At 65.7% G+C, this 21,279-nt stretch carries 23 protein-coding genes; 8 read left to right on the plus strand and 15 right to left on the minus strand.

Annotated features, from left to right (window positions below):
- Positions 1 to 37: 37 nt before the first annotated feature.
- The 13 genes from BMW87_RS23930 to BMW87_RS23990 form a co-directional block, all read right to left on the minus strand.
- Positions 38 to 1,069: an ABC transporter permease gene (locus BMW87_RS23930; RefSeq protein WP_093057727.1), complete on the minus strand. Its 1,032-nt coding sequence runs from the start codon at positions 1,067 to 1,069 to the stop codon at positions 38 to 40.
- Positions 1,032 to 2,570, minus strand: a complete 1,539-nt coding sequence (locus BMW87_RS23935) for a sugar ABC transporter ATP-binding protein (RefSeq protein WP_093079042.1) — start codon at positions 2,568 to 2,570, stop codon at positions 1,032 to 1,034. Before BMW87_RS23935 ends, BMW87_RS23930 begins: the two co-directional genes overlap by 38 nt.
- Positions 2,567 to 3,736 carry an ROK family protein gene (locus BMW87_RS23940; protein ID WP_093079044.1) on the minus strand — a complete coding sequence of 390 codons (1,170 nt, stop codon included), beginning with the start codon at positions 3,734 to 3,736 and terminating at the stop codon, positions 2,567 to 2,569. Before BMW87_RS23940 ends, BMW87_RS23935 begins: the two co-directional genes overlap by 4 nt.
- A gap of 230 nt (positions 3,737 to 3,966) precedes the next feature.
- Positions 3,967 to 4,386 (minus strand): F0F1 ATP synthase subunit epsilon, encoded by a 420-nt coding sequence (locus BMW87_RS23945; RefSeq protein ID WP_093057730.1) that lies wholly within the window; start codon positions 4,384 to 4,386, stop codon positions 3,967 to 3,969.
- Positions 4,387 to 4,404: 18 nt separating this feature from the next.
- Positions 4,405 to 5,805 (minus strand): F0F1 ATP synthase subunit beta, encoded by a 1,401-nt coding sequence (gene atpD, locus BMW87_RS23950; RefSeq protein WP_093057731.1) that lies wholly within the window; start codon positions 5,803 to 5,805, stop codon positions 4,405 to 4,407.
- Between the two features lie 137 nt (positions 5,806 to 5,942).
- Positions 5,943 to 6,329 (minus strand): hypothetical protein, encoded by a 387-nt coding sequence (locus tag BMW87_RS23955; protein ID WP_093057732.1) that lies wholly within the window; start codon positions 6,327 to 6,329, stop codon positions 5,943 to 5,945.
- A gap of 90 nt (positions 6,330 to 6,419) precedes the next feature.
- A complete protein-coding gene (atpG, locus tag BMW87_RS23960) occupies positions 6,420 to 7,295 on the minus strand; it encodes a F0F1 ATP synthase subunit gamma (protein ID WP_093057733.1) in 876 nt (291 codons plus the stop codon).
- Positions 7,296 to 7,328: 33 nt separating this feature from the next.
- Complete coding sequence (atpA, locus tag BMW87_RS23965) at positions 7,329 to 8,882, minus strand: F0F1 ATP synthase subunit alpha (protein WP_093057734.1); 1,554 nt, start codon at positions 8,880 to 8,882, stop codon at positions 7,329 to 7,331.
- A gap of 48 nt (positions 8,883 to 8,930) precedes the next feature.
- Positions 8,931 to 9,461, minus strand: a complete 531-nt coding sequence (locus BMW87_RS23970) for a F0F1 ATP synthase subunit delta (protein WP_093079045.1) — start codon at positions 9,459 to 9,461, stop codon at positions 8,931 to 8,933.
- A gap of 8 nt (positions 9,462 to 9,469) precedes the next feature.
- Complete coding sequence (locus BMW87_RS23975) at positions 9,470 to 9,940, minus strand: F0F1 ATP synthase subunit B (protein WP_093057736.1); 471 nt, start codon at positions 9,938 to 9,940, stop codon at positions 9,470 to 9,472.
- A gap of 88 nt (positions 9,941 to 10,028) precedes the next feature.
- Entirely contained in the window at positions 10,029 to 10,292 is a 264-nt protein-coding gene (atpE, locus tag BMW87_RS23980; RefSeq protein ID WP_007830191.1) for a F0F1 ATP synthase subunit C, read from the minus strand.
- 60 nt (positions 10,293 to 10,352) lie between these two features.
- Positions 10,353 to 11,222 (minus strand): F0F1 ATP synthase subunit A, encoded by an 870-nt coding sequence (gene atpB, locus BMW87_RS23985; protein ID WP_093057737.1) that lies wholly within the window; start codon positions 11,220 to 11,222, stop codon positions 10,353 to 10,355.
- 4 nt (positions 11,223 to 11,226) lie between these two features.
- Complete coding sequence (locus BMW87_RS23990) at positions 11,227 to 11,712, minus strand: ATP synthase subunit I (protein WP_093057738.1); 486 nt, start codon at positions 11,710 to 11,712, stop codon at positions 11,227 to 11,229.
- A gap of 158 nt (positions 11,713 to 11,870) precedes the next feature.
- Here BMW87_RS23990 and BMW87_RS23995 point away from each other — a divergent pair, with 158 nt between their 5' ends.
- The 8 genes from BMW87_RS23995 to BMW87_RS24030 are packed head-to-tail and all read left to right on the plus strand — an operon-like array spanning position 11,871 to position 19,141.
- Positions 11,871 to 12,764: a D-amino acid aminotransferase gene (locus tag BMW87_RS23995; RefSeq protein ID WP_093079047.1), complete on the plus strand. Its 894-nt coding sequence runs from the start codon at positions 11,871 to 11,873 to the stop codon at positions 12,762 to 12,764.
- Complete coding sequence (locus BMW87_RS24000) at positions 12,761 to 13,069, plus strand: YbeD family protein (RefSeq protein WP_093079048.1); 309 nt, start codon at positions 12,761 to 12,763, stop codon at positions 13,067 to 13,069. The genes BMW87_RS23995 and BMW87_RS24000 overlap by 4 nt, the downstream gene beginning before the upstream one ends.
- Before the next feature lie 31 nt (positions 13,070 to 13,100).
- Complete coding sequence (gene lipB / locus BMW87_RS24005; protein WP_177192834.1) at positions 13,101 to 13,808, plus strand: lipoyl(octanoyl) transferase LipB; 708 nt, start codon at positions 13,101 to 13,103, stop codon at positions 13,806 to 13,808.
- Between the two features lie 7 nt (positions 13,809 to 13,815).
- Positions 13,816 to 14,817, plus strand: a complete 1,002-nt coding sequence (gene lipA, locus BMW87_RS24010; RefSeq protein WP_093057742.1) for a lipoyl synthase — start codon at positions 13,816 to 13,818, stop codon at positions 14,815 to 14,817.
- Positions 14,814 to 16,247, plus strand: a complete 1,434-nt coding sequence (locus tag BMW87_RS24015) for a glycosyltransferase family 4 protein (RefSeq protein ID WP_256216887.1) — start codon at positions 14,814 to 14,816, stop codon at positions 16,245 to 16,247. Before lipA ends, BMW87_RS24015 begins: the two co-directional genes overlap by 4 nt.
- Positions 16,244 to 17,020: a hypothetical protein gene (locus BMW87_RS24020; RefSeq protein WP_093079050.1), complete on the plus strand. Its 777-nt coding sequence runs from the start codon at positions 16,244 to 16,246 to the stop codon at positions 17,018 to 17,020. The genes BMW87_RS24015 and BMW87_RS24020 overlap by 4 nt, the downstream gene beginning before the upstream one ends.
- Before the next feature lie 19 nt (positions 17,021 to 17,039).
- A complete protein-coding gene (locus BMW87_RS24025) occupies positions 17,040 to 18,008 on the plus strand; it encodes a Gfo/Idh/MocA family protein (protein WP_093079051.1) in 969 nt (322 codons plus the stop codon).
- On the plus strand, positions 18,005 to 19,141 hold the full coding sequence (locus BMW87_RS24030; RefSeq protein WP_093079053.1) for a DegT/DnrJ/EryC1/StrS family aminotransferase: 1,137 nt from the start codon (positions 18,005 to 18,007) through the stop codon (positions 19,139 to 19,141). Before BMW87_RS24025 ends, BMW87_RS24030 begins: the two co-directional genes overlap by 4 nt.
- An 18-nt stretch (positions 19,142 to 19,159) precedes the next feature.
- On the opposite strand, the gene BMW87_RS24035 is transcribed toward BMW87_RS24030, so the two are convergent.
- Both BMW87_RS24035 and baeS read right to left on the minus strand, forming a co-directional pair.
- Positions 19,160 to 19,864, minus strand: a complete 705-nt coding sequence (locus BMW87_RS24035; RefSeq protein ID WP_218149769.1) for a response regulator — start codon at positions 19,862 to 19,864, stop codon at positions 19,160 to 19,162.
- Positions 19,861 to 21,246, minus strand: a complete 1,386-nt coding sequence (baeS, locus tag BMW87_RS24040) for a sensor histidine kinase efflux regulator BaeS (RefSeq protein ID WP_093079105.1) — start codon at positions 21,244 to 21,246, stop codon at positions 19,861 to 19,863. Before baeS ends, BMW87_RS24035 begins: the two co-directional genes overlap by 4 nt.
- Between the last annotated feature and the right edge of the window lie 33 nt (positions 21,247 to 21,279).

The following is a 21,279-nucleotide window of genomic DNA, read 5'->3' on the forward strand; positions in this document are numbered from 1 at the left end:
TGTCTCCTTGTGGTTGATGGAACGAACGGGAAAGGGATTAGCGGCGGCCTCGCTGGAGGAACGCGACGATGATGATCACGAAGCCCTGCACCGCAGCGTTCAGGTACACGCTGATGATGCTGGTGAGGTTCAGGATGTTGCTGATGACCGAGAGCAGGATCGCGCCCACCACGGTGCCGGTGATGCTGCCCGCGCCGCCCTTGAGCGCGGTGCCGCCGACGATCACCGCGGCAATGGCTTCGAGCTCCCACAGCAGGCCGGTGGTCGGCGAGGCCGAGCCCAGGCGCGGCACGTACAGCAGCGTGGCAATGCCTACGCACACGCCGAGCAGCACGTAGGTGAGGATCTTCACGCGGTCGACGTCGACTGCCGCGTAGCGCGCCACCTGTTCGTTCGAGCCGATGGCCTGCACGTAGCGCCCATACGCTGTGCGATTGAGGATGATGCCGCCGATGACCGCGACGATCACGAACACCCACACCGGCACCGGAATGCCCGCGAGGCTGGCGTAGTACACCGGCGCATAGAGGTCCGACAGGTCGTTGTCGAGCGTGAGCGCGCCGCCGTCGGCAAAGTACGTGAGGTATGCGCGGAAGATGCCGAGCGTGCCCAGCGTCACGATGAAGGGCTCGATGCGCCCCTTGGTGATGAGCAGGCCATGCGCGAGCCCGAACACCGCACCGAGCACCACCGCCAGTACAGCGCCCATCACCACCGCGAGCAGCGGCGAGCCCGAGGCCGGGCCGGCCCAGTTGATGAACATGATCACGCTGCCCGCGATGAGTGCGGCCATCGAGCCCACCGACAGGTCGATGCCGCCGGAGATGATCACGAAGCACATGCCCACAGCGATGATGCCGATGAAGGCCGTGCGCGTGAGCACGTTCATCGCGTTGTCGAGGGTCGCGAAGTCGCCGTTCAGCAGCGTGCCGGCAATGCACAGCAGCACGAGGCCGATGACCGGGCCGAGCCCGTGCAGGCGCTGCACCCAGCCCGGCTTGGCCTCGCTGCGGTGCTGCTGCTGCGCGGCTTCAAGCGTCTGCGGTGGTGTTGGCTGTTCCGGTGGCATGAGCGATGAGCTCCTCTTCAGTCAGATGGTCCGCGTCGAGCGTGGCAACGAGACGGCCCGCGCGCATCACCGCGACGCGGTGGCACAGGCCGATCAGCTCCATCAGCTCCGACGAGACGACGATCACCGCGAGCCCTTCGCGGGCGAGTCGCTGGATCAGGAAATAGATGTCGCGCTTGGCGCCCACGTCGACGCCGCGCGTGGGCTCGTCAAGCACCACCACCTTGGGCTGCGGCTGAAGCACCTTGGCGAGCGCGAGCTTCTGCTGGTTGCCGCCCGACAGCGACGATGCCTTCACGTCGAGCGAACCGGTGCGAATGCCGTAGTCTTTCACCGCCCCGGCCAGCGCACCGCGTTCGGCCTCGGGCTTGAGCCAGGGCTGGGCATAGCGTTCGAGCGCCATCAGCGTGAGGTTCTGGCGCAGGCCGAAGTTGACGTGCAGGCCCTTGCCCTTGCGGTCTTCGCTGAGGTAGGTGAGGCCGTGCTTGGCGGCATCGCGCGGGTTGCGCCAGCCCTTGTCGTGGGGCACGGGCTTGCCGAGCATCTCTACGCTGCCGCTCGCGGGACGCAGGCCTAGCAGGCCTTCGAAGAGTTCAGTGCGGCCCGCGCCGACGAGGCCCGCGAAGCCGAGGATCTCGCCGGGGCGCACTTCGAAGCTCGCGTCCTGCGCCCAGCCGGGCACGCTGAAGTTCCGTACGCGCATGGCGGGCGCGTCGGCGGCGACGACCACGTCGCGCGGCGGGTAGAGGTCGGCCAGTTCGCGGCCCACCATGAGGTTGGCCATCTGCTGGCGCGTGACCTCGGACGTCGGCGCACGCGCGACGAAGCGGCCGTCGCGCATGACGATGACTTCGTCCGTCACCTGCTCCACTTCGTCGAGCTTGTGCGAGATGTAGACGATGGTGACGCCATCGGCGCGCAGCTGGGCGATGAGCTTGAAGAGGCGCTCGGTCTCGCCCGGCGTCAGAGTGGCTGTGGGCTCGTCCATGATGAGCAGGCGTGCACGGCGAGCGATGGCTTTCGCGATCTCGACGAGTTGCTTCTCGGCGACGATGAGCTTTCGCACCTTGGTGCGGGGATCGATGTTCAGGCCCACTGCTGCAAGTGCGGTGGCGGCGTCGCGCTCCATCGAGGCGTCGTCGAGCAGCCAGCCCTTTTTCTTCTCGTGGCCGAGGAAGATGTTCTGCGCCACGCTCAGGTCTTCGGCGAGATTGAACTCCTGGTGGATCAGCACGATGCCCAGTGCTTCGGCATCGCGCGAGCTCGCGAACTGCTGCGGCTGTCCGTTGACGCGCAGCGCACCACCGCTCAGCGGCTCGTAGCCGGCCAGGATCTTCATCAGCGTGGACTTGCCCGCGCCGTTCTCGCCGAGCAGGCCGTAGACGCGGCCGGGCGCGAGCGCAAAGCTCACGCCGTGCAGCACCTGCACGGGGCCGAAGGCCTTGACCACGCCATCGAACTCGACGGCGACGCTGCCCTTGATGTTCTCAGCCGCGTTCATGGCGCCACTCCGCGGGCCTTCAGGGTCTCTTGCATCGCGAGCACGCCGGCGCCGATCAGGCCGCCCTGCATGCCCAGCGGCGTGTATTGAATTTCGAGATGTCGCGTGGAGAGCGCCAGTGAGCGCTGGTACACGCTCTGCCGCACGGCCGCAAGAAACAGCGGGCCGATGCGCGTGATGCCGCCGCCGATGAACACATGCGACGGATTGAAGAAGTTGACGACCGACGCGAGCATCTGCCCGATCAGGCTGCCCGCGCGCTGGATGATGGCGTTGGCGGCCGTGTCGCCGCCGCGGCTGGCCTGGCCCACATCGATGGCGTCGATGCGCCCATGCACGCGCAGGCACTCGGCCAGCGTCGCGCTCTCACCGGCTTCCGCAGCCTGCATCGCCATGCGCGTGATCGCGGGGCCGGCGGCCATGGCCTCGACACAGCCGAGGTTGCCACAGTGGCAGCGCGGGCCTTCCTGGTCGACGCAGATGTGGCCCACGTCACCGGCCGAGCCCGCCGCGCCGCGGTACACCTCGCCGTGGCAGACGATGCCGCAGCCAATGCCGGTGCCGATCTTGATGACGAGAAAGTTGGTCAGCGAGCGCTTGAGGCGCCACAGTTCGCCGAGCGCCATGAGGTTCACGTCGTTGTCGACGAAGACGGGCGCCGCGTAGTCCTCGCGCAGGTAGTCGCGGATGGAGAAGCTGTCCCACGCGGGCATCAGCGGCGGGTTCACGAGCTGGCCGATCTCGAAGTTGACGGGGCCGGGCACGCCGATGCCGATGCCGAGCACGTCCTTGGCGCTCGCGTTGCAGCGGGCCAGCAGTTCGCGCATGAGCGTGCGCACGCGGGCCAGCACCACGGCCGGGCCTTCGCGCACGTCGGCCGGTTCGTCGTGCTGCGCGAGCACGGTGAGATCGGGCCGAAGCACGGCCACGTCGAGGCTGGTGGCGCCGATGTCGATGCCGACGAGCACGCCAAGGCCGGCATGCAGTTGGAGGTTTTCGGCGCGGCGACCGCCTGAGGAACGTTGCAGGCCGGCTTCGGCGAGCAGGCCCTGGTCGACGAGGCCGGCGATCAGCCCGTTGGCTTTGCTCTTGGAAAAGCCGAGTTGCTCGGCCATGGCGTGGCGCGAGCCGCCGGCCGACCAGAAGGTCGTTTCCAGCAGCCGCATCTCGTCCGCAGTGATGCCACTCCAGGGTGCCACGCGCTTTGTCTCCGGTGTTCTTTTGCTTTGCGCCCGCAGCCCCGGCTGCTGGACGAAGGCGAATACTAGGCGGCGCTCTTCAGCCAGACAAGGCCGAACTTCGACCATGTTTCAGCCAAAGATGATCGAGCGAAAGCGTACGGACGCAAAAAAGCCGCCCGAAGGCGGCTTCTTGTCGGAGCAATCGGGAAGACCGATTACTTCTTCTGGCGGTACTTGCGCAGTGCCGCGATCTGGGCGGCCATCACGGCCAGCTCGGACTGAGCCATCGCGATGTCGATGTCGCTCTTCGCGTTCTTCAGCGCTTCCTCGGCGGCGGCCTTGGCCTGGTTGGCCTTCTCGTCATCGAGGTCCTTGCCGCGGATCGCGGTGTCGGACAGCACGGTGACGGCGTTGGGCTGCACTTCGAGAATGCCGCCGGCCACGAAGACGAACTCTTCCTTGCCGTCGGCCGTTTCGATGCGCACGGCGCCGGGGCGGATGCGCGTGATCAGCGGAGTGTGGCGCGGATAGATGCCGAGCTCACCGGCTTCACCGGGCAGCGCGACGAACCTGGCTTCGCCCGAGAAGATCGACTCTTCCGCGCTGACCACGTCGACGTGAATGGTGTTTGCCATCTGAGTTCCTATGCCGCCTTAAGCGACCTTCTTGGCTTTTTCGAACGCTTCGTCGATGGTGCCCACCATGTAGAACGCTTGTTCCGGCAGGTGGTCGGCTTCGCCGTTCACGATCATCTTGAAACCACGGATGGTTTCGGCCAGCGGCACGTACTTGCCGGGCGAGCCCGTGAACACTTCGGCCACGTGGAACGGCTGCGACAGGAAACGCTGGATCTTGCGGGCACGGGCAACGGCCAGCTTGTCGTCGGGAGCCAGTTCGTCCATGCCCAGAATGGCGATGATGTCGCGCAGTTCCTTGTAGCGCTGCAGCGTGCCTTGCACGGCGCGGGCCACGTTGTAGTGCTCTTCGCCGACCACGTTCGGGTCGAGCTGGCGCGAGGTCGAGTCCAGCGGGTCCACGGCGGGGTAGATGCCGAGCGAGGCGATGTCGCGCGACAGCACCACGGTCGAGTCCAAGTGAGCGAAGGTCGTGGCGGGCGACGGGTCGGTCAAGTCGTCGGCGGGGACGTACACGGCCTGGATCGAGGTGATCGAGCCGACCTTGGTCGACGTGATCCGCTCTTGCAGGCGGCCCATTTCTTCAGCCAGCGTCGGCTGGTAGCCCACGGCGGAAGGCATGCGGCCCAGCAGAGCCGACACTTCGGTACCGGCCAGCGTGTAGCGGTAGATGTTGTCCACGAAGAACAGAACGTCACGGCCTTCGTCGCGGAACGACTCGGCGATGGTCAGGCCGGTCAGCGCCACGCGCAGACGGTTGCCCGGGGGTTCGTTCATCTGGCCGTAGACCATGGCCACCTTCGAGTCCTCGAGCTTCTCGAGGTTCACGACGCCGGAGTCGGCCATCTCGTGATAGAAGTCGTTGCCTTCGCGAGTACGTTCACCCACACCGGCGAACACCGACAGACCCGAGTGAGCCTTGGCGATGTTGTTGATGAGTTCCATCATGTTCACGGTCTTGCCCACGCCGGCGCCGCCGAACAGGCCCACCTTGCCGCCCTTGGCGAACGGGCACACCAGGTCGATCACCTTGATGCCGGTTTCCAGCAGGTCTTGCGAGGGCGACAGTTCGTCGTACGCGGGAGCCTTGCGGTGGATGGAAGCGGTGAGCTCCTGGCCCACTTCGCCGCGCTCGTCGATCGGACGGCCGAGCACGTCCATGATGCGGCCGAGCGTGGCCTTGCCGACCGGCACGGTGATGGGTGCACCGGTGTTGGTCACGATCAGGCCGCGGCGCAGGCCGTCGGACGAGCCCAGTGCAATGGTGCGCACCACGCCGTCGCCGAGCAGCTGCTGAACTTCGAGGGTCAGCCCGCCGCCTTCGAATTTCAAGGCGTCGTACACCTTGGGCATCTGGTCACGCGGGAACTCCACGTCGACCACGGCGCCGATACATTGGACAATTTTTCCTTCAGCCATGGCGTTTCCTTCTGGATGGATCTCAATAAATTTGCGACAGGTTCTTGCAGAAGCGTCCTGGTGCCAAAACGGGCCGCTTTTGCAAGAATGCCGGACGGGCCGGCACCCTTGAATCTCTACTTCTTCTCGTCAGTTCATCAGCACTTCATGGCCGTCGCTTGCGCAGCGAAAGCGTCCGAAGCAGCCTTGCAGGCCTGACCCAACGCGGCCTTGTCGGCGCCCATCGAAGCCCAGGTGGCCTTCGTCTGGTCGAGACTGGCCTTCATCGCGTCAGCAGCGGCGCCGCTTTGCGAACCCACGCAGGTCTGCACCTTGGCCAGGTAGTCGTTGCACTCCTGCGGCAGGTCGGCGGCCGATGCCGTCGGGGCTGCAGCGGGAGCAGCCGGCGCTGCTGCGGGAGCGGGGGCAGGAGCCGGAGCGGCGGGTGCAGCAGCGGGAGCCGGTGCAGGCGCGGGCGCCTCTTCCTTCTTGGAGCAAGCAGTCAGAGCGGCAGCAATAGCCACCAGAGCAAGAATCTTCTTCATTTTGCGCAGAGTCCCCTTAAATAAAGGCCTTGGGTTACCGGGCGCGCAGAGCGCATCCGATCAGCAACGCGGCCTGTTGCATTGCCTCAATCAAACGCCTGCGGCCGCGGCCGCGCCGGACACGATTTCGGACAGCTCTTTGGTGATGCCTGCCTGACGGGTCTTGTTGTAGACCAGCTTCAGTTCGCTGATCACGTTACCCGCGTTGTCGGTCGCAGCCTTCATGGCCACCATGCGCGCCGAGTGCTCGGACGCCATGTTTTCGGCCACGGCCTGGTACACCAGCGATTCCACGTAGCGCACCAGCAGCTCGTCGATCACGCTTTGCGCGTCGGGTTCGTAGATGTAGTCCCACGAATGATGACCCGACTCGGTTTGCAGCGTCTCGGCCTTCAGCGGCAGCAGTTGCTCCACCATCGGCTCTTGCTTGATGGTGTTGATGAACTTCGTGTAGCACAGGTACACCGCCGACAGCTTGCCTTCGGCATAGGCGTCCAGCAGCGTCTTGACCGGCCCGATGAGCTTGTCCAGATGCGGCGTGTCACCCAGCTGCGTCACATGGGCCACCACGCGGGCGCCGATGCGGTTCAGGAAACCCAGACCCTTGTTGCCGATGGCGACCGACTCGACCACGTTGCCCGCTGCCTGCGCTTCGCGCAGCTTGCCGGTGACGGCACGCAGGAGGTTGGTGTTCAAGCCGCCGCACAGGCCCTTGTCGCTGGTCACGATGATGAAGCCGACGCCCTTGGCATCGGTCGTCTTCATGAACGCGTGGGTGTACTCCGGGTTCGCCTTGCCGAGGTTGGCTGCGATATTGCGGATCTTTTCGCTGTAGGGGCGAGCGGCGCGCATGCGTTCCTGCGCCTTGCGCATCTTGGAAACCGAGACCATTTCCATGGCCTTGGTGATCTTCTTGGTGTTTTCCACCGATTTGATCTTGCCGCGGATTTCCTTACCAGCTGCCATGAGAGCTCCTTCTTGCGTCGATCAAGGGGTCGATCAGGCGAACGACTTCTTGAACGCGGTGACGGCTGCCAGCAATTCGGCTTCCGCTTCCTTGTCGAGCGCCTTGGCCTTCTCGATCTTGTCGAGCAGCGGGGCGTGGCTGGACTTCAGGAACTGGTGCAGGCCATGTTCGAACGGCAGCACCTTCTTGATTTCGAGGTCGTCCATGAAGCCCTTGTTCACGGCGAACAGCGACGCGCCCATCAGCGAGATCGGCAGCGGGCTGTACTGTGCCTGCTTCAGCAGTTCGGTCACGCGGGCACCGCGGTCGAGCTGCTTGCGGGTGGCTTCGTCCAGGTCGGAAGCGAACTGCGCGAACGCAGCCAGTTCACGGTACTGCGCCAGGTCGGTACGGATACCGCCGGACAGGCCCTTGATGATCTTCGTCTGAGCCGACGAACCCACGCGCGACACCGAGATACCGGCGTTGATGGCGGGGCGGATACCTGCGTTGAACAGGTTGGTTTCCAGGAAGATCTGGCCGTCGGTGATCGAGATCACGTTGGTCGGCACGAAAGCGGACACGTCGCCGGCTTGCGTTTCGATGATCGGCAGTGCGGTCAGCGAACCGGTCTTGCCCTTGACTTCACCCTTGGTGAAGGCTTCGACGTAGTCGGCGTTCACGCGGGCTGCGCGCTCGAGCAGACGGCTGTGGAGATAGAACACGTCGCCGGGGTAGGCTTCGCGGCCCGGCGGGCGGCGCAGCAGCAGCGAGACCTGGCGGTAGGCAACGGCCTGCTTGGACAGGTCGTCATAGACGATCAGGGCGTCTTCGCCGCGGTCGCGGAAGTACTCGCCCATCGTGCAGCCCGAGTAGGCCGACACGTATTGCATGGCAGCCGATTCCGAAGCGGAAGCCGCAACCACGATCGTGTAGTCCATGGCACCGGCTTGTTCCAGTGCGCGCACCACGTTCTTGATCGACGAAGCCTTCTGGCCGATCGCAACGTAGACGCAGGTCATGTTCTGACCCTTCTGGTTGATGATCGCGTCGATGGCCACTGCCGTCTTGCCGGTCTGGCGGTCGCCGATGATCAGCTCGCGCTGGCCACGGCCGACGGGCACCATCGAGTCGATGGACTTCAGGCCGGTCTGCATCGGCTGGTCGACCGACTTGCGGGCGATCACGCCCGGCGCGACCTTTTCGATCACGTCGGTCATCTTGGCGTTGATCGGACCCTTGCCGTCGATCGGCTGGCCCAGTGCGTTCACCACGCGGCCGATGAGCTCGGGGCCCACGGGCACTTCCAGGATGCGGCCCGTGCACTTGACGGTGTCGCCTTCGGAGATGTGCTCGTACTCGCCCAGAATCACGGCGCCGACCGAGTCGCGCTCGAGGTTCAGCGCCAGGCCGAACGACGGCGTGCCGTCTGCCGTGGGCGGGAATTCGAGCATTTCGCCCTGCATCGCGTCGGACAGGCCGTGCACGCGCACGATGCCGTCCGTCACCGACACCACGGTGCCTTCGTTACGGATGTTGGCGCTGACCCCGAGGCCCTCGATGCGGCTCTTGATCAGTTCGGAAATTTCTGCGGGATTGAGTTGCATGACTCTTTCCTTCTTTCTTTGAGGCTACAAGTAGAGGGCTGGAAACCGTCAGGCTGCCAGCGCAACTTTCATTTGTTCAAGGCGCGCTTTGACGGAGGTGTCGAGCACCTCGTCGCCGACCACCACACGAATGCCACCGATCAGTTCCGGCTCTTGCTGGACCGTGACCTGGAGCTTGCGACCGAAACGCTTTTCGAGCGCGGCCGACACATTGGCCAGCGCAGCGCCGTCGATCGGGAAGGCGCTGTAGACCACGGCGTCGGACGAACCGCTCTTCGCGTTGGCCAGTGCCCGGAACTGCTTCGCAATTTCCGGCAGCACCGAAAAGCGCCCGTTCTCGAGGAGCGCACCCAGGAAGTTCTGGGCATGAGCGGCCAACGGTGCACCGAATGCACCGGCGACCACGCCGATCACCTGTTCGGCCGTGGCCTTCGGGTTGTCGGCGAACTGCTGGAGCTCCGGATTGGCCGCGATGGCGGCAATCTTTTCGAGCCAGGCGCTGGTTCCGGCGACGTCGGACGACGACGCCTTGAAGAGCGCCTCGGCGTAGGGGCGTGCAATGGTGGCGAGTTCTGCCATGGCTTCTATCAGAGTTCGGTCTGCAGACGGGCGAGCAAATCGGCGTGAACGCCTGCATTCACTTCCTTGCGCAGAATCTGCTCTGCGCCCTTGACGGCCAGTGCGGCAACCTGCTCTCGCAGTGCTTCACGGGCCTTCAGTGCCTGCTGGTCGGCTTCGACGCGTGCGGCTGCAACGATCTTGTTGCCTTCCTCGGTCGCGCGGGCCTTGGCCTCTTCAACGATGGCCTGGGCGCGACGTTCGGCGTCGGCAAGACGTTGTGCGGACTCGTTGCGTGCCTGACCCAGCTCGGCTTCCACGCGCTTGTTGGCGGCGGACAGCTCGGACTTGGCCTTGTCGGCGGCAGCGAGGCCTTCGGCGATCTTCGCAGCGCGGTCGTCCAGCGCTTTCGCGATCGGCGGCCACACGTACTTCATCGTGAACCCGACCAGGATCAGGAACACGATCATCTGAACGATCAGGGTACCGGTAATGCTCACTTTTCACCCTCTCTTTGGGATTGAATCGAAGCCATTCGCTAGACGCCAGAGGACTAGGGAACGACGACGCAGGTCCGACGAGAAAGACTTACTTCGGCAGGTTGGCGATCTGAGCCAGGAACGGGTTGGCCGTTGCGAACCACAGAGCGATACCGGTGCCGATAATGAAAGCGGCGTCGATCAGACCAGCCAGCAGGAACATCTTGGTTTGAAGTTCACCCATGAGCTCAGGCTGACGTGCGGCCGACTCGAGGTACTTGCTGCCCATGATACCGATGCCGATACATGCGCCCACAGCGCCCAGACCGATGATCAGGCCGGCGGCCAGTGCAACAAAGCTAATAACTTCCATGATGACTCCTAGAGGACTTTGGTTGAAGAGAAAACAAAAAACAGAAACGAAAACTGATGATCAGTGGTGATCGTGGGCCTGGCCGATATAGACCAGCGTCAGCATCATGAACACGAAGGCTTGCAGCGTGATGATCAGGATGTGGAAGATGGCCCAGGCCGTGCCCGCGATGATGTGGCCGATGGCCAGGCCGATGCCGGTGGCCGACATGGACCAGGCACCGCCCATCAGGGCGATCAGCAGGAAGATCAGTTCACCGGCGTACATGTTGCCGAACAACCGCATGCCGTGCGAGACCGTCTTGGCGACGAACTCGATCATCTGCATGGCGAAGTTGAAGGGGTACAGCGCCCAGTGGTTGCCGAAGGGTGCGGTGAACAGCTCGTGGATCCAGCCGCCGGCGCCCTTGATCTTGATGTTGTAGTAGATGCAGATCAGCAGCACTGCCACCGACATGCCCATGGTCACCGAGAGGTCGGCGGTGGGCACGACGCGCAGGTAGGCGTGGTGCGGGTCTTCGCCGGCGATGTGGAAGATCTTGGCCCAGATTGCCGGGAACAAATCGACCGGGAACAGGTCCATTGCGTTCAGCAGGAAGATCCACACGAAGATCGTGAGGGCCAGCGGTGCGACGAACTTGCGGCTCGTGGCGTTGTGGACGATGCCCTTGGCCTGCTGGTCGACCATTTCGACGAGCAGTTCGACAGCCGCTTGAAAACGGCCGGGAACACCCGAAGTGGCCTTGCGGGCAGCCAGCCAGAGCAGCCAGCAACCCAGGATGCCGAGCGTGATCGAGAAAAAGAGCGAGTCGAAATTGAAAACCGAGAAGTCAGCAACACCTCCGGGCTTGGAGCTTTGCAGGTGCGTCAAGTGGTGAACGATGTATTCACCCGCGGTCTGACCATGTTCCGCAGCGTTTTCAGCAGCCATTCCGTTACTCGTCTCTCTGTTGCCGGCGCCGGGGCGAGAACATCACCGCCAACCAGGCCGCCTTCATTGTCACCACCAGGCCGATCAGCATTGCTGGCCAGCTCAGCGCCGTTATCAGCCTTGGCGCGGCGATCAGCATCGCCACGGACAAGGCCATCTTGACCATTTCCCACAGGAAGAATCCGAACACCGCAGTGCCCGGATTCAAGGAAGAAAACCGACCGGTCAGCCCGCGTGCGAAAACCGCCGATGGAACAACCACCGCGATCGCACCGTAAGCGGCGGACCAACCCAGATTTTGCCTCCCCGTCAGTCCCCAGGCGGCCAGAGCCACCACCAGACCGACAACCAACTGACCCGCGATCACCCGCCATGGGGAGACCGAAGGGTTCTTTGCTCGCAGTTCACGCGCCTCATCGGCGGTCAACGGCTTGAATTCTGCATCGAGGTCTTCAGCGACCTCCGAGTCTTGACGGGCGATTGTTTTCATTTCGAATGAAGCCCGGATGACGACCCAGAATTTCTACAAAGCCATTGATTATAAGTAAAAACCCAGCCGGTCCCGCCACCCCGCGCTGTCGCGCATGCAAATCGACGCTGCATTCCCTGACGCGAACCCGACGCGGCGCACACAACCATAATTCCTTCATGCACCCTATCACCGACGCCCTGCCTGCCACGCTTTGTTACCTCGACGGCGAGTACACCGCCCTGCGCGACGCGAAGATCAGCGTCCTCGACCGTGGCTTCATTTTCGGCGACGGCATCTACGAATACGTCCCCGTCTACTTCGGCCAGCCCTTTTGCTTCGAGGAGCACATGGCCCGCCTCGACCGCTCGCTCGCCGAGCTGCAAATAGAGAACCCGCTTTCGCTCGAGCAATGGCGCGAGATCGTGATGCGCCTGGTCGAGCCCGGCGGCGACGAACCCCAGTCAGTGTACTTTCAGGTGACGCGCGGCGTGGCACCACGCGACCACGCGATGGTGCGCGGCCTGCGCCCGACGGTGTTCGTGATGGTGAACCCGCTGCCACCCATCTCCGACGCCATCCGCGCCAAGGGCGTGGCCTGCGTCACCGCGGCCGACTTCCGCTGGCAGAAGGCCCACATCAAGAGCACCAGCCTGCTGGGCGCCGTGCTCGCGCGGCAGATCAGCGTGGAAGCCGGTGCGGCCGAGACCATCATGTTCCGCGACGAATGGCTCAGCGAAGCCTCGTCGAGCAATGTGTGGATCGTGAAGGACGGCAAGCTGATGGGCCCGCCCAAGAACAACCTCGTGCTGACCGGCATCCGCTACAGCCTGTTCGAACGCCTGTGCAAGGCGCATGGCATTCCCTTTGCGCTGCGCCCCATCTCGCGCGAAGAGGTGTTCGCCGCCGACGAGCTGCTGATCTCCTCGGCCAGCAAGGAGCTGCTGCCCGTCGTCACGCTCGACGGCCAACCTATTGGCAACGGCCGCCCCGGCCCCATCTACAAGAGCTTGTACGCGGCCTACCAGCAGGCCAAGCAACACAACGCACAGAAGCACGGAGCCCTGGCATGACCGACAACACGACTACCACCGACACCAACGCGATCCCCGACCCGCGCAAGGAGTCGCTGATCGAGTACCCCTCGCAGTTTCCGATCAAGGTGATGGGCGCCAAGGTCGACGGCTTCGTGCATGCCGTCACGCAGATCGCCGAGCAATTCGACCCGACCTTCGACGCCACCACCGTCGAGCTGCGCGACAGCAAGGCCGGCAACTACCTCGGCGTGACCATCACCGTCACGGCCACCAGCCGCGAACAGCTCGACGACCTGTATCGCGCGCTGTCCGCGCACCCGATGGTCAAGGTCGTGCTTTGACCCACAAGCGGCCCGCGCGGCGGACCACGCCATGACAGACACCGCCACCGTTCCCGCCACCGTTCCCGCCATCGAGCTGCATCCGCTGGGCCGCGTCGACTACGCCGATACCTTCGCAGCAATGAAGCAGTTCACGCTGGAACGCACGCCCGACACACCCGATGCGCTATGGATTTGCGAGCACGCTCCGGTGTTCACGCAAGGCATCGCGGGCAAGCAGGACCACATCCTGAACCCTGGCGCGATCCCCATCGTGCAGACCGACCGCGGCGGACAGGTCACCTTCCATGGCCCCGGCCAAGTCGTGGCCTACCCGCTGATCGACCTGCGCCGGGCGGGCTACTTCGTCAAGGAATACGTCTACCGCATCGAGGAATCGGTGCTGCGCACGCTCGCCCATTTCGGCGTGACCGGCCAACGCGTGCCCGGCGCGCCGGGCATCTACGTGCGCCTGGACGACCCGTTCTCGCACGCCGCGCTGACCGGCCCGATGCCCGCCGCCGACCCGTTCCGCGGCCTCGGAAAGATCGCGGCGCTGGGCATCAAGGTGAGCCGCCACGCCACCTACCACGGCGTGGCGCTCAACGTACAGATGGACCTCGAACCCTTCTCCCGCATCAACCCTTGCGGCTATGCAGGGCTGCAAACGGTCGACCTTTCTACAATCGGCATCCAAACCACATGGGAAGAAGCCGCCACGGTGCTGAGCCAGAAGCTCTCCACTTTCCTGGCGCCTTGACACACCAATGAGCACCACAGAAGTCGTCCGCGACGCCCAGAGCGCCGAAAACTACAACCCCCTGGCCAAGCAGAAAGCGGCGGCCAAGCTCTCGCGCATTCCCGTCAAGGTGGTGCAGGCCGGCGAAGTGCTCAAGAAGCCCGAGTGGATCCGCGTCAAGGCCGGCAGCCCCACCACGCGCTTCTACGAAATCAAGCAGATCCTGCGCGAGAGCAACCTGCACACCGTCTGCGAAGAGGCTTCGTGCCCGAACATCGGCGAATGCTTCGGCAACGGCACCGCCACCTTCATGATCATGGGCGACAAGTGCACGCGCCGCTGCCCGTTCTGCGACGTGGGCCACGGCCGCCCCGACCCGCTCGACAAGGACGAGCCGCTCAACCTCGCCAAGACCATCGCCAAGCTGCGCCTGAAGTACGTGGTGATCACCAGTGTCGACCGCGACGACCTGCGCGACGGCGGCAGCCAGCACTTCGTCGACTGCATCAAGAACATCCGCGAGCTCTCGCCGATGACGCAGATCGAGATCCTGGTGCCCGACTTCCGCGGCCGCGACGACCGCGCCCTCGAGATCCTCAAGGCCGCCCCGCCGGACGTGATGAACCACAACCTCGAAACCGCGCCGCGCCTCTACAAGGAAGCGCGCCCCGGCAGCGACTACCAGTTCAGCCTGAACCTGCTGAAGAAGTTCAAGGCGCTCCACCCCAACGTGCCGACCAAGAGCGGCATCATGGTCGGCCTGGGCGAGACCGACGAAGAAATCCTGCAGGTCATGCGCGACATGCGCGCCCACGACATCGACATGCTGACCATCGGCCAGTACCTGTCGCCGTCGGGCTCGCACCTGCCGGTGCGCCGCTACGTGCACCCCGACACCTTCAAGATGTTCGAGGAAGAGGCCTACAAGATGGGCTTCAGCCATGCAGCGGTGGGTGCGATGGTGCGGTCCAGCTATCACGCAGACCAGCAGGCAGGACACGTTCTGGCCGGCGCGCCGTCGCTCGATTGAACAACGACACGGCGACGGCCCCCACACCGGACGCGCCGCAGTCCGGCAAACCCCTGCACATCCTGCTGGCGATGTGCTACCTGCTGCATCGCACAGGCGCCGAAATGTTCACCCGCGACCTGGCGATGTGGCTGCGCCGTCGCGGACACGCCGTCACCATCTTCGCGACGGCCTTCGGCGACATGGCGAACGAATTGCGCTTCGCCTCCATCGCCTGTGTCACCGACCTGGCCGACATGGCTGCGCGGCCGGACGTGATCGTCGGCAACACGCACCACGAGACGGTTCGCGCGCTGCTGCATTTCCACGACGTGCCGGTCCTCACGATATGCCATGACCGCAGCGACGATCACGGGCGCCCGGCGCAGTTCGCACAGGTCGTGTGCCATGTGGCCGTCGACGAGAACTGCGCGCAGCGCCTGGTGCACGAGTTCGGCATCGCGCGCGAGCGCATCGAGCTGATCCAGAACGGTGTCGACCTTTCGCGCTTTCCCCGGCGCGACGACCTGCCGGCGCAGCCCCGCACGGCGCTGGTCTTCAGCAACTACGCCTCGCACAACGCGCAGCTGGAGGAAATCCGCGCCGCCTGCGTGCAGCGCGGACTGTCGCTGGACGTGATCGGCAGCGGCACCGGCAACCACCTGCCCGACCCGGCGGAGGCGCTCGGCCGCTACGACATCGTCTTCGGCAAGGGCCGCTGCGCCACCGAGGCGCTGTGCACCGGCAACGCGGTGGTGGTGCTCGACCCGGTGTGGGGCATGGCCGAGATGGTGACGGCTGCAACCGTGGCCCATGCACGGCACTGGAATTTCGGCCGGGCGCTGCTGATCCGGCCGATCACGCGGGAGAGCGTGGGCGCCGAACTCGACCGCTATGACGCCGGGGATGCGGGCAAGGCCGGCGAATGGATGCGCGCACACGGCAGCCTCGACGCCACGCTCGGCGCGCTCGAGAGTTGCGTGCAGCGCATGGTCCGGCAACATCCGGTGATCGAGGTTCCAGCGAACCAGCGGGCGGACGAGATGTCCCGCTACATGCAGGACTGGATCCGGCGCGGCAGCCCTTCGGCGGCGCACTTGACCATTGCGTCTCTGCATCAGCACGTCGCAGGCCTTCAGCAGTCCTTCAACGACCATCAGCGCATGTATCAGGACCGGATCGACGCGCTGCAGGCCGAAGCACAGCGGCAGGCGGACCATGCCGCCGCGCAGGCCGAAGCACGGCAGCTGGCGGACCATGCGGCCGCGCAGTCGAACGCCGACTGCAATGCACGGCTGGCCGGAGCCGAGCAGCAGGTTCGGCAGGCGCGCGCCGAACTCGCCCTGCTCCAGGCGCAGTTGCGCGAGGTCTATGCCAGTCACTCATGGCGCGTGACCGGTCCGCTGCGCCGTATCTCGACCCTTGTCCGCCCGGGCGGCCCAAGCGCATGAAGCCGCTGGTGATCGCCGCCCATTCGGGCCACGAACTGCTGCTGTGGAAGTGGCTGCGCAACGAGCGGCCGGACTTCGTGGTGCTAACCAACGGCGCCGGGTCAACCGGTGTGCCGCGGCTCGAGCCGACGATCGACAACCTGGCGCAAGCTGGTGCCAACTGGATTCCAGCCGTTGTGCAGCCGGTCGCCGATGCCGACATCTACCGGGCGCTGCTCGAAGGCGACACGCGCTTGTTCACACAGTGGGTCGGTGCCTTGACGACGCACGTCGTCGAACAAGGCATCGACTGCATAGTCGCCGACGAAGCGGAGGACTACAACCCGTCGCACGACCTGTGTCGCCTGCTGGCCAACCAGGTCGCCGCGCACGCCGCAGCGCGCGGCTGCGAGGTCGTCTCGCTCGGCTATCCCACCGTGGGCCATCCCAGCCCGTCGGCGCGGCTGGCTTCCGAGCGCCATGTCATGGTGGAACTCGACGAGCACGAGCTGCAGGCCAAGCTGGACGACATGCACGGCTATGCGCGCAGCTTCGGCGGCCAGCTGGAGCGGGAGCTGGCGGGCTTCATCGCCGAGTTCGGCGTCCAGGCCTATGGGCGGGAATGCCTCTTCGCCGCACAGCCCACGCGCTACGAACTGGCGGAAGCGCCTGCAACCAAGCCCTCTTTCGAAATCATCGGCGAAGAGCGCGTCGCGGCCGGCGTGTACAAGCACGTGATCCGTGGCGCCCATCTGCAAGCCGTGGCCGACCGGCTGCGCGACGCAATGAGCTGACACAGCCATCGACGCCGCGATGTCCTTCACGACGCCTGCCATCGACGACGACAGCGCGGCCATCGTCGCCGACCCCATCGCCACCTTCGCGGTTCCGCTCCCGCTCGACGCTCCGCTGGCCCATGCAGTCGTGGGCCTCGGCCGCTTCGGCTGCGTCCATGCCCGAAAGCTCCTCGCCTTGAGCGGCTTCCACCTGCGTGCCCTGGTGGATTGCTCGTCGTCGGCCCGCGCTGCCAGCGAACTCGCGGCGCTGCCGCTGTTGCCGAGCCTGGACGATCTGCCGCCGGGCATCGCGTCGGTCACAGTCGCCACCAGCGACGACGCGCACGCCGAAGTCGCGATGGCATTGATGCGGCGCGGCTGCCACGTGCTGGTCGAGAAGCCGCTTTGCATCGACCGGCACGAAGGCGCCCTGATGATCCGCACCGCGCGGCAATGCGGCGTCACCCTGAGCACAGGGCACATCGAGCGCTTCAACCCGGTGTTCGACGAAGCCGTGCTAGACCGACTGCGGAACGCGGCGGCAAGCCACAGCCGGGGCCAGCAGGGCCGGCGTCCCTTCATGCGGTTTCGCCGCTATTCGACCCGCGTCGCCACGGCCAGGGACAGCGTACTGGACCTGATGGTGCACGACATCGACCTGTTCGCCTGGCTGTGCGCGATTCCCGTGGAAGCACCGCTGGAAGTGCTCGCGCGGCACATCGGCGAACAAAGCATCCGCGCCCGAGTGCGGCTGGGTGCCCTGATCGCCGAATTCGAGAGCGGCTACGGCAGCATGCCGGCCAGCGCCCGACTGCATGTGTGCGACGGCCACCGTGAGCAGTTGCTGGATCTGCGCCGTTCGACAGCGACGACGACCGGCGACGATGCCCTGACACGGCAGTACCAGGGCTTCCGGCGCGCCATCCTGGGTCAGGCCAGCCGCGTCGCGTCGGGTGCCGACGGCCTTGTGGCTGTCACCCGGGCCTGCCAGATACTGCACGCATGAAAATCCCGCTGTTCCGGCCGGCCGCTTCCGCCGAACCGATGGCGACGCGCCTGGCCCAGGCCCTCGCCGCCGTGCTGCGCAGCGGCACGTACATCCTCGGGCCGCAGGTCCAGGCTCTGGAGGCGCGGCTGTCGGCGCTGCTGCATGGCCGCGAGACCGTGGCCGTGGGGTCGGGTTCCGAAGCGCTTTTGCTGGCCTTCAAGAGCCTCGGCATCGGAAGCGCGGGCGGAGGGGACGCGCTGGACGAGGTCCTGATGCCTACCTACACCTTCGTCGCGTGCGCGGAAGCAGTGCTCGGCGCCGGCGCGCGGCCGGTCTTCGTCGACAGTGCGCCAGACGACTTCCTGCCAACGCTTGCGCATTTCCGCAATGCCCGAACGCCCCGGACCCGCGCGATCCTCGCGGTCGGCCTCTTCGGCGACCCGAGCGGCCTGCCCGAGCTGGCCGCCTACTGCCGCGACGAAAAACTGCTGCTGGTCGAGGACGTGGCCCAGTGCCTCGGTGCCCGGGCCAGTGACGGCACCGCGGCGGGCAACGCCGGCACCTGGGGCGACGCCGCGGCAATGAGCTTCTATCCGACCAAGACTCTCGGTGCTGCCGGCGACGCCGGTGCACTGGCCTTCAGGGACCCGCTCCACGCCAGCAAGGCCCGCCTGTTGCGCAACCACGGCTACCACGACGGCCAGCACCACTGCCTCGGGCACAACAGCCGCATGGACGAACTGCAGGCCTGCCTGCTCAATGCCGCCCTGGACGATTTCCCGGACCACATCGCGCGACGGCGTGCCATCGCCGCACGCTACCTGTCGGCCTGGGCGGACTTGCCGATTCGCTTGCCGCCAGACTCGCCCGGCCACGCGTGGAACTACTTCGTCGTCCGGCTGCCTGGCCCGCGCGAACGCGAAACCTTTGCGGCCCGGCTGGCCGCATCCGGCATCGCCACCCGCATCTACTACGAGCAGCCGCTGCACCGGCACGAGGCACTCCAGCCCTGGCACGGCAACGGCTCCCTGCCGCGCAGCGAGACGCTGGCCGGCTGTTCGCTCGCGTTGCCGCTCTACCCGATGCTCGACGACGAGGAAATCGAGTACATCATCGGTGCCGTGCGGCGAGCTGCTGCGACTGGCGCGTGATACGGGCGAACGCGGCGATCAAGGCAAGTCGAGCCGGTACCCCACCCCGTAGATCGACCGTATCAACTCCTGCCCCTGGCTCGCCGCATCGAGCTTGCGGCGCAGGTTCTTCACATGGCTGTCCACCGCCCGATCGGTCACTGCGCGCTGGTCTGCATGCACATGGTCGAGCAGCTTGTCGCGCGACAGCACACGGCCCCGTGCGTCGGCCAGCGCCTTCAGCAGGCGGAACTCGATCGGCGTGAGCCCCAGCGGGGTGCCGTGCAGCGTCGCCTTGTACGTCTGCTCGTCGATCTGCAGGGGCGATGCCTCGCGTGACGCATAGCCGCTGCGGCGCAGCAGCGCCTTCACGCGCGCCACCACCTCGCGCGGGCTGAATGGCGTCTTGCAGATGTAGTCGTCCGCGCCGATCTCGAGGCCCATCAGGCGGTCGGCCTCTTCGACGCGCGCCGTGAGCATGATGACGGGCACCTCGCTGAACAACCGCAGCTCGCGGCACACGCTCATGCCGTCCTGTCCGGGCAGCATCAGGTCGAGCAGCACGAGGTCGGGCCGGCGAGCCTTCACGGAGGGCACAACCTCCAGCCCGTTGGCGATCCATTGCGAGGTGTAGCCCGAGGCCTGGAGGTAGTCGGCGAGCAGCGCCGCCATGCGCGGCTCGTCCTCGACGATCAGGACGTGCGCGGACGAAGAAGAAGCAGTTGCCATGGTCGTGTCGTTCATTGCGGTAGCCGCACCGCAATCCACAGCCCGCCCAGCGGCGAAGCCTTGGCCTCGATGGTGCCGCCATGCGCCTCGACGATGCTGCGGCAGATGGCAAGGCCGAGCCCCGCGCCGCCACTGGCCCGGTTGCGCGAACCCTCGCCGCGGAAAAAGCGCTCGAACAGGCGCGGCAGCAGCGCCGCGTCGACGCCCGGCGCCGAATCCATGAGATCGATCGCGATCTGGTTGTCGTCTTCGCGCGCCTCGATGCGCAGCACGCCGCCCGCGTCGGTATAGCGGCAGGCGTTGAGCACGAGGTTGCTGAAGAGCTGCTGCATGCGCCGCTCGTCGGCGAACATCATCAGCGGCTGCGCGGGCAGCACCAGCTCCAGTCGCAGGCCAGCCGAAGCCAGCCTTTCGCGGAACGAATCCACGCTCAGCTCCAGCAGCTCCCGCAGGTTGATGTCGGCCTTGCGGTACGCGAGTGCGCCCGCGTCCGCCATCGACAGGTCGTACAGGTCGGTCACCAGCTTGTTGAGCATGCCCACTTCGTGCTGCAGCGAGCGCACGGCCTGCGCGTCGAGGCGGCGCACGCCGTCTTCCATTGCCTCCAGTTCGCCGTGCAGCACGCCCAGCGGCGTGCGCAGCTCGTGCGACACGTCGGCCATGAACTCGCGACGCATCCGCTCGTTGCGCTGCAAGGTGAAGGCCAGCGAATTGAAGTCACGCGCCAGTTGCCCAACCTCATCGTGCGATGCCACCGCCACGCGGCTCGCGTAGTCGCCCGATGTCAATCGGTGCGTGGCCGCTGCCACACGCTTGACGGGCGCGAGCAGCACCCGCGCGATCCACCACGCAATGCCCGCAGCCAGCAGCACGCACAGGCTGCCGATGACCCAGCTCGCGCGCAGCTGGTTTTTCTGGAAGCGCTGGTCGCCGGCCTCGCTCACGCTCTGGAACGGCATCATCGCGACCCAGCCCACGGTCTTGCCGTCGACCACCACGGCACGTTCAATGGCACCCTTGCGAATCTCCCTGAAGCCCACGATCACCTTCCTGTCCGTATCGAGCAGCGCGATGCGCAGCACGGCGCCCGTCAGGTCGGACACCAGCGCCGGGGTGCGCCCCGGCTCGAAGCGCTCGCCCGAGGCGGAAGGCGCGGGCCGCATGATCTCGAACCACGGGCCAGGGTCGTCTCGCAGGAAGTCCCAGCTGCCGTTCTGCCGGTAGGCCGCAACGGCGTTCGGCAGAACGGAGTCGAGCCGCTCCACGCCCTGCTCGTTGAGGTAGCCGACAAAGCCGCGCTCGAAGTTCCAGCGCGAGGCGGCGCCCATCGCGACCACGGCCAGCACGGCGGTGGCCAGCACGGCGAGAAAGAGCTTGGTGGTGATGCTGATCTTCATGAAGGGCCACAAGATAAGCCAGATGAGGCCCGC

The sequence above is a fragment of the Variovorax sp. OV084 genome, assembly GCF_900111625.1.
In the GTDB taxonomy this organism is placed as follows: domain Bacteria; phylum Pseudomonadota; class Gammaproteobacteria; order Burkholderiales; family Burkholderiaceae_C; genus Variovorax.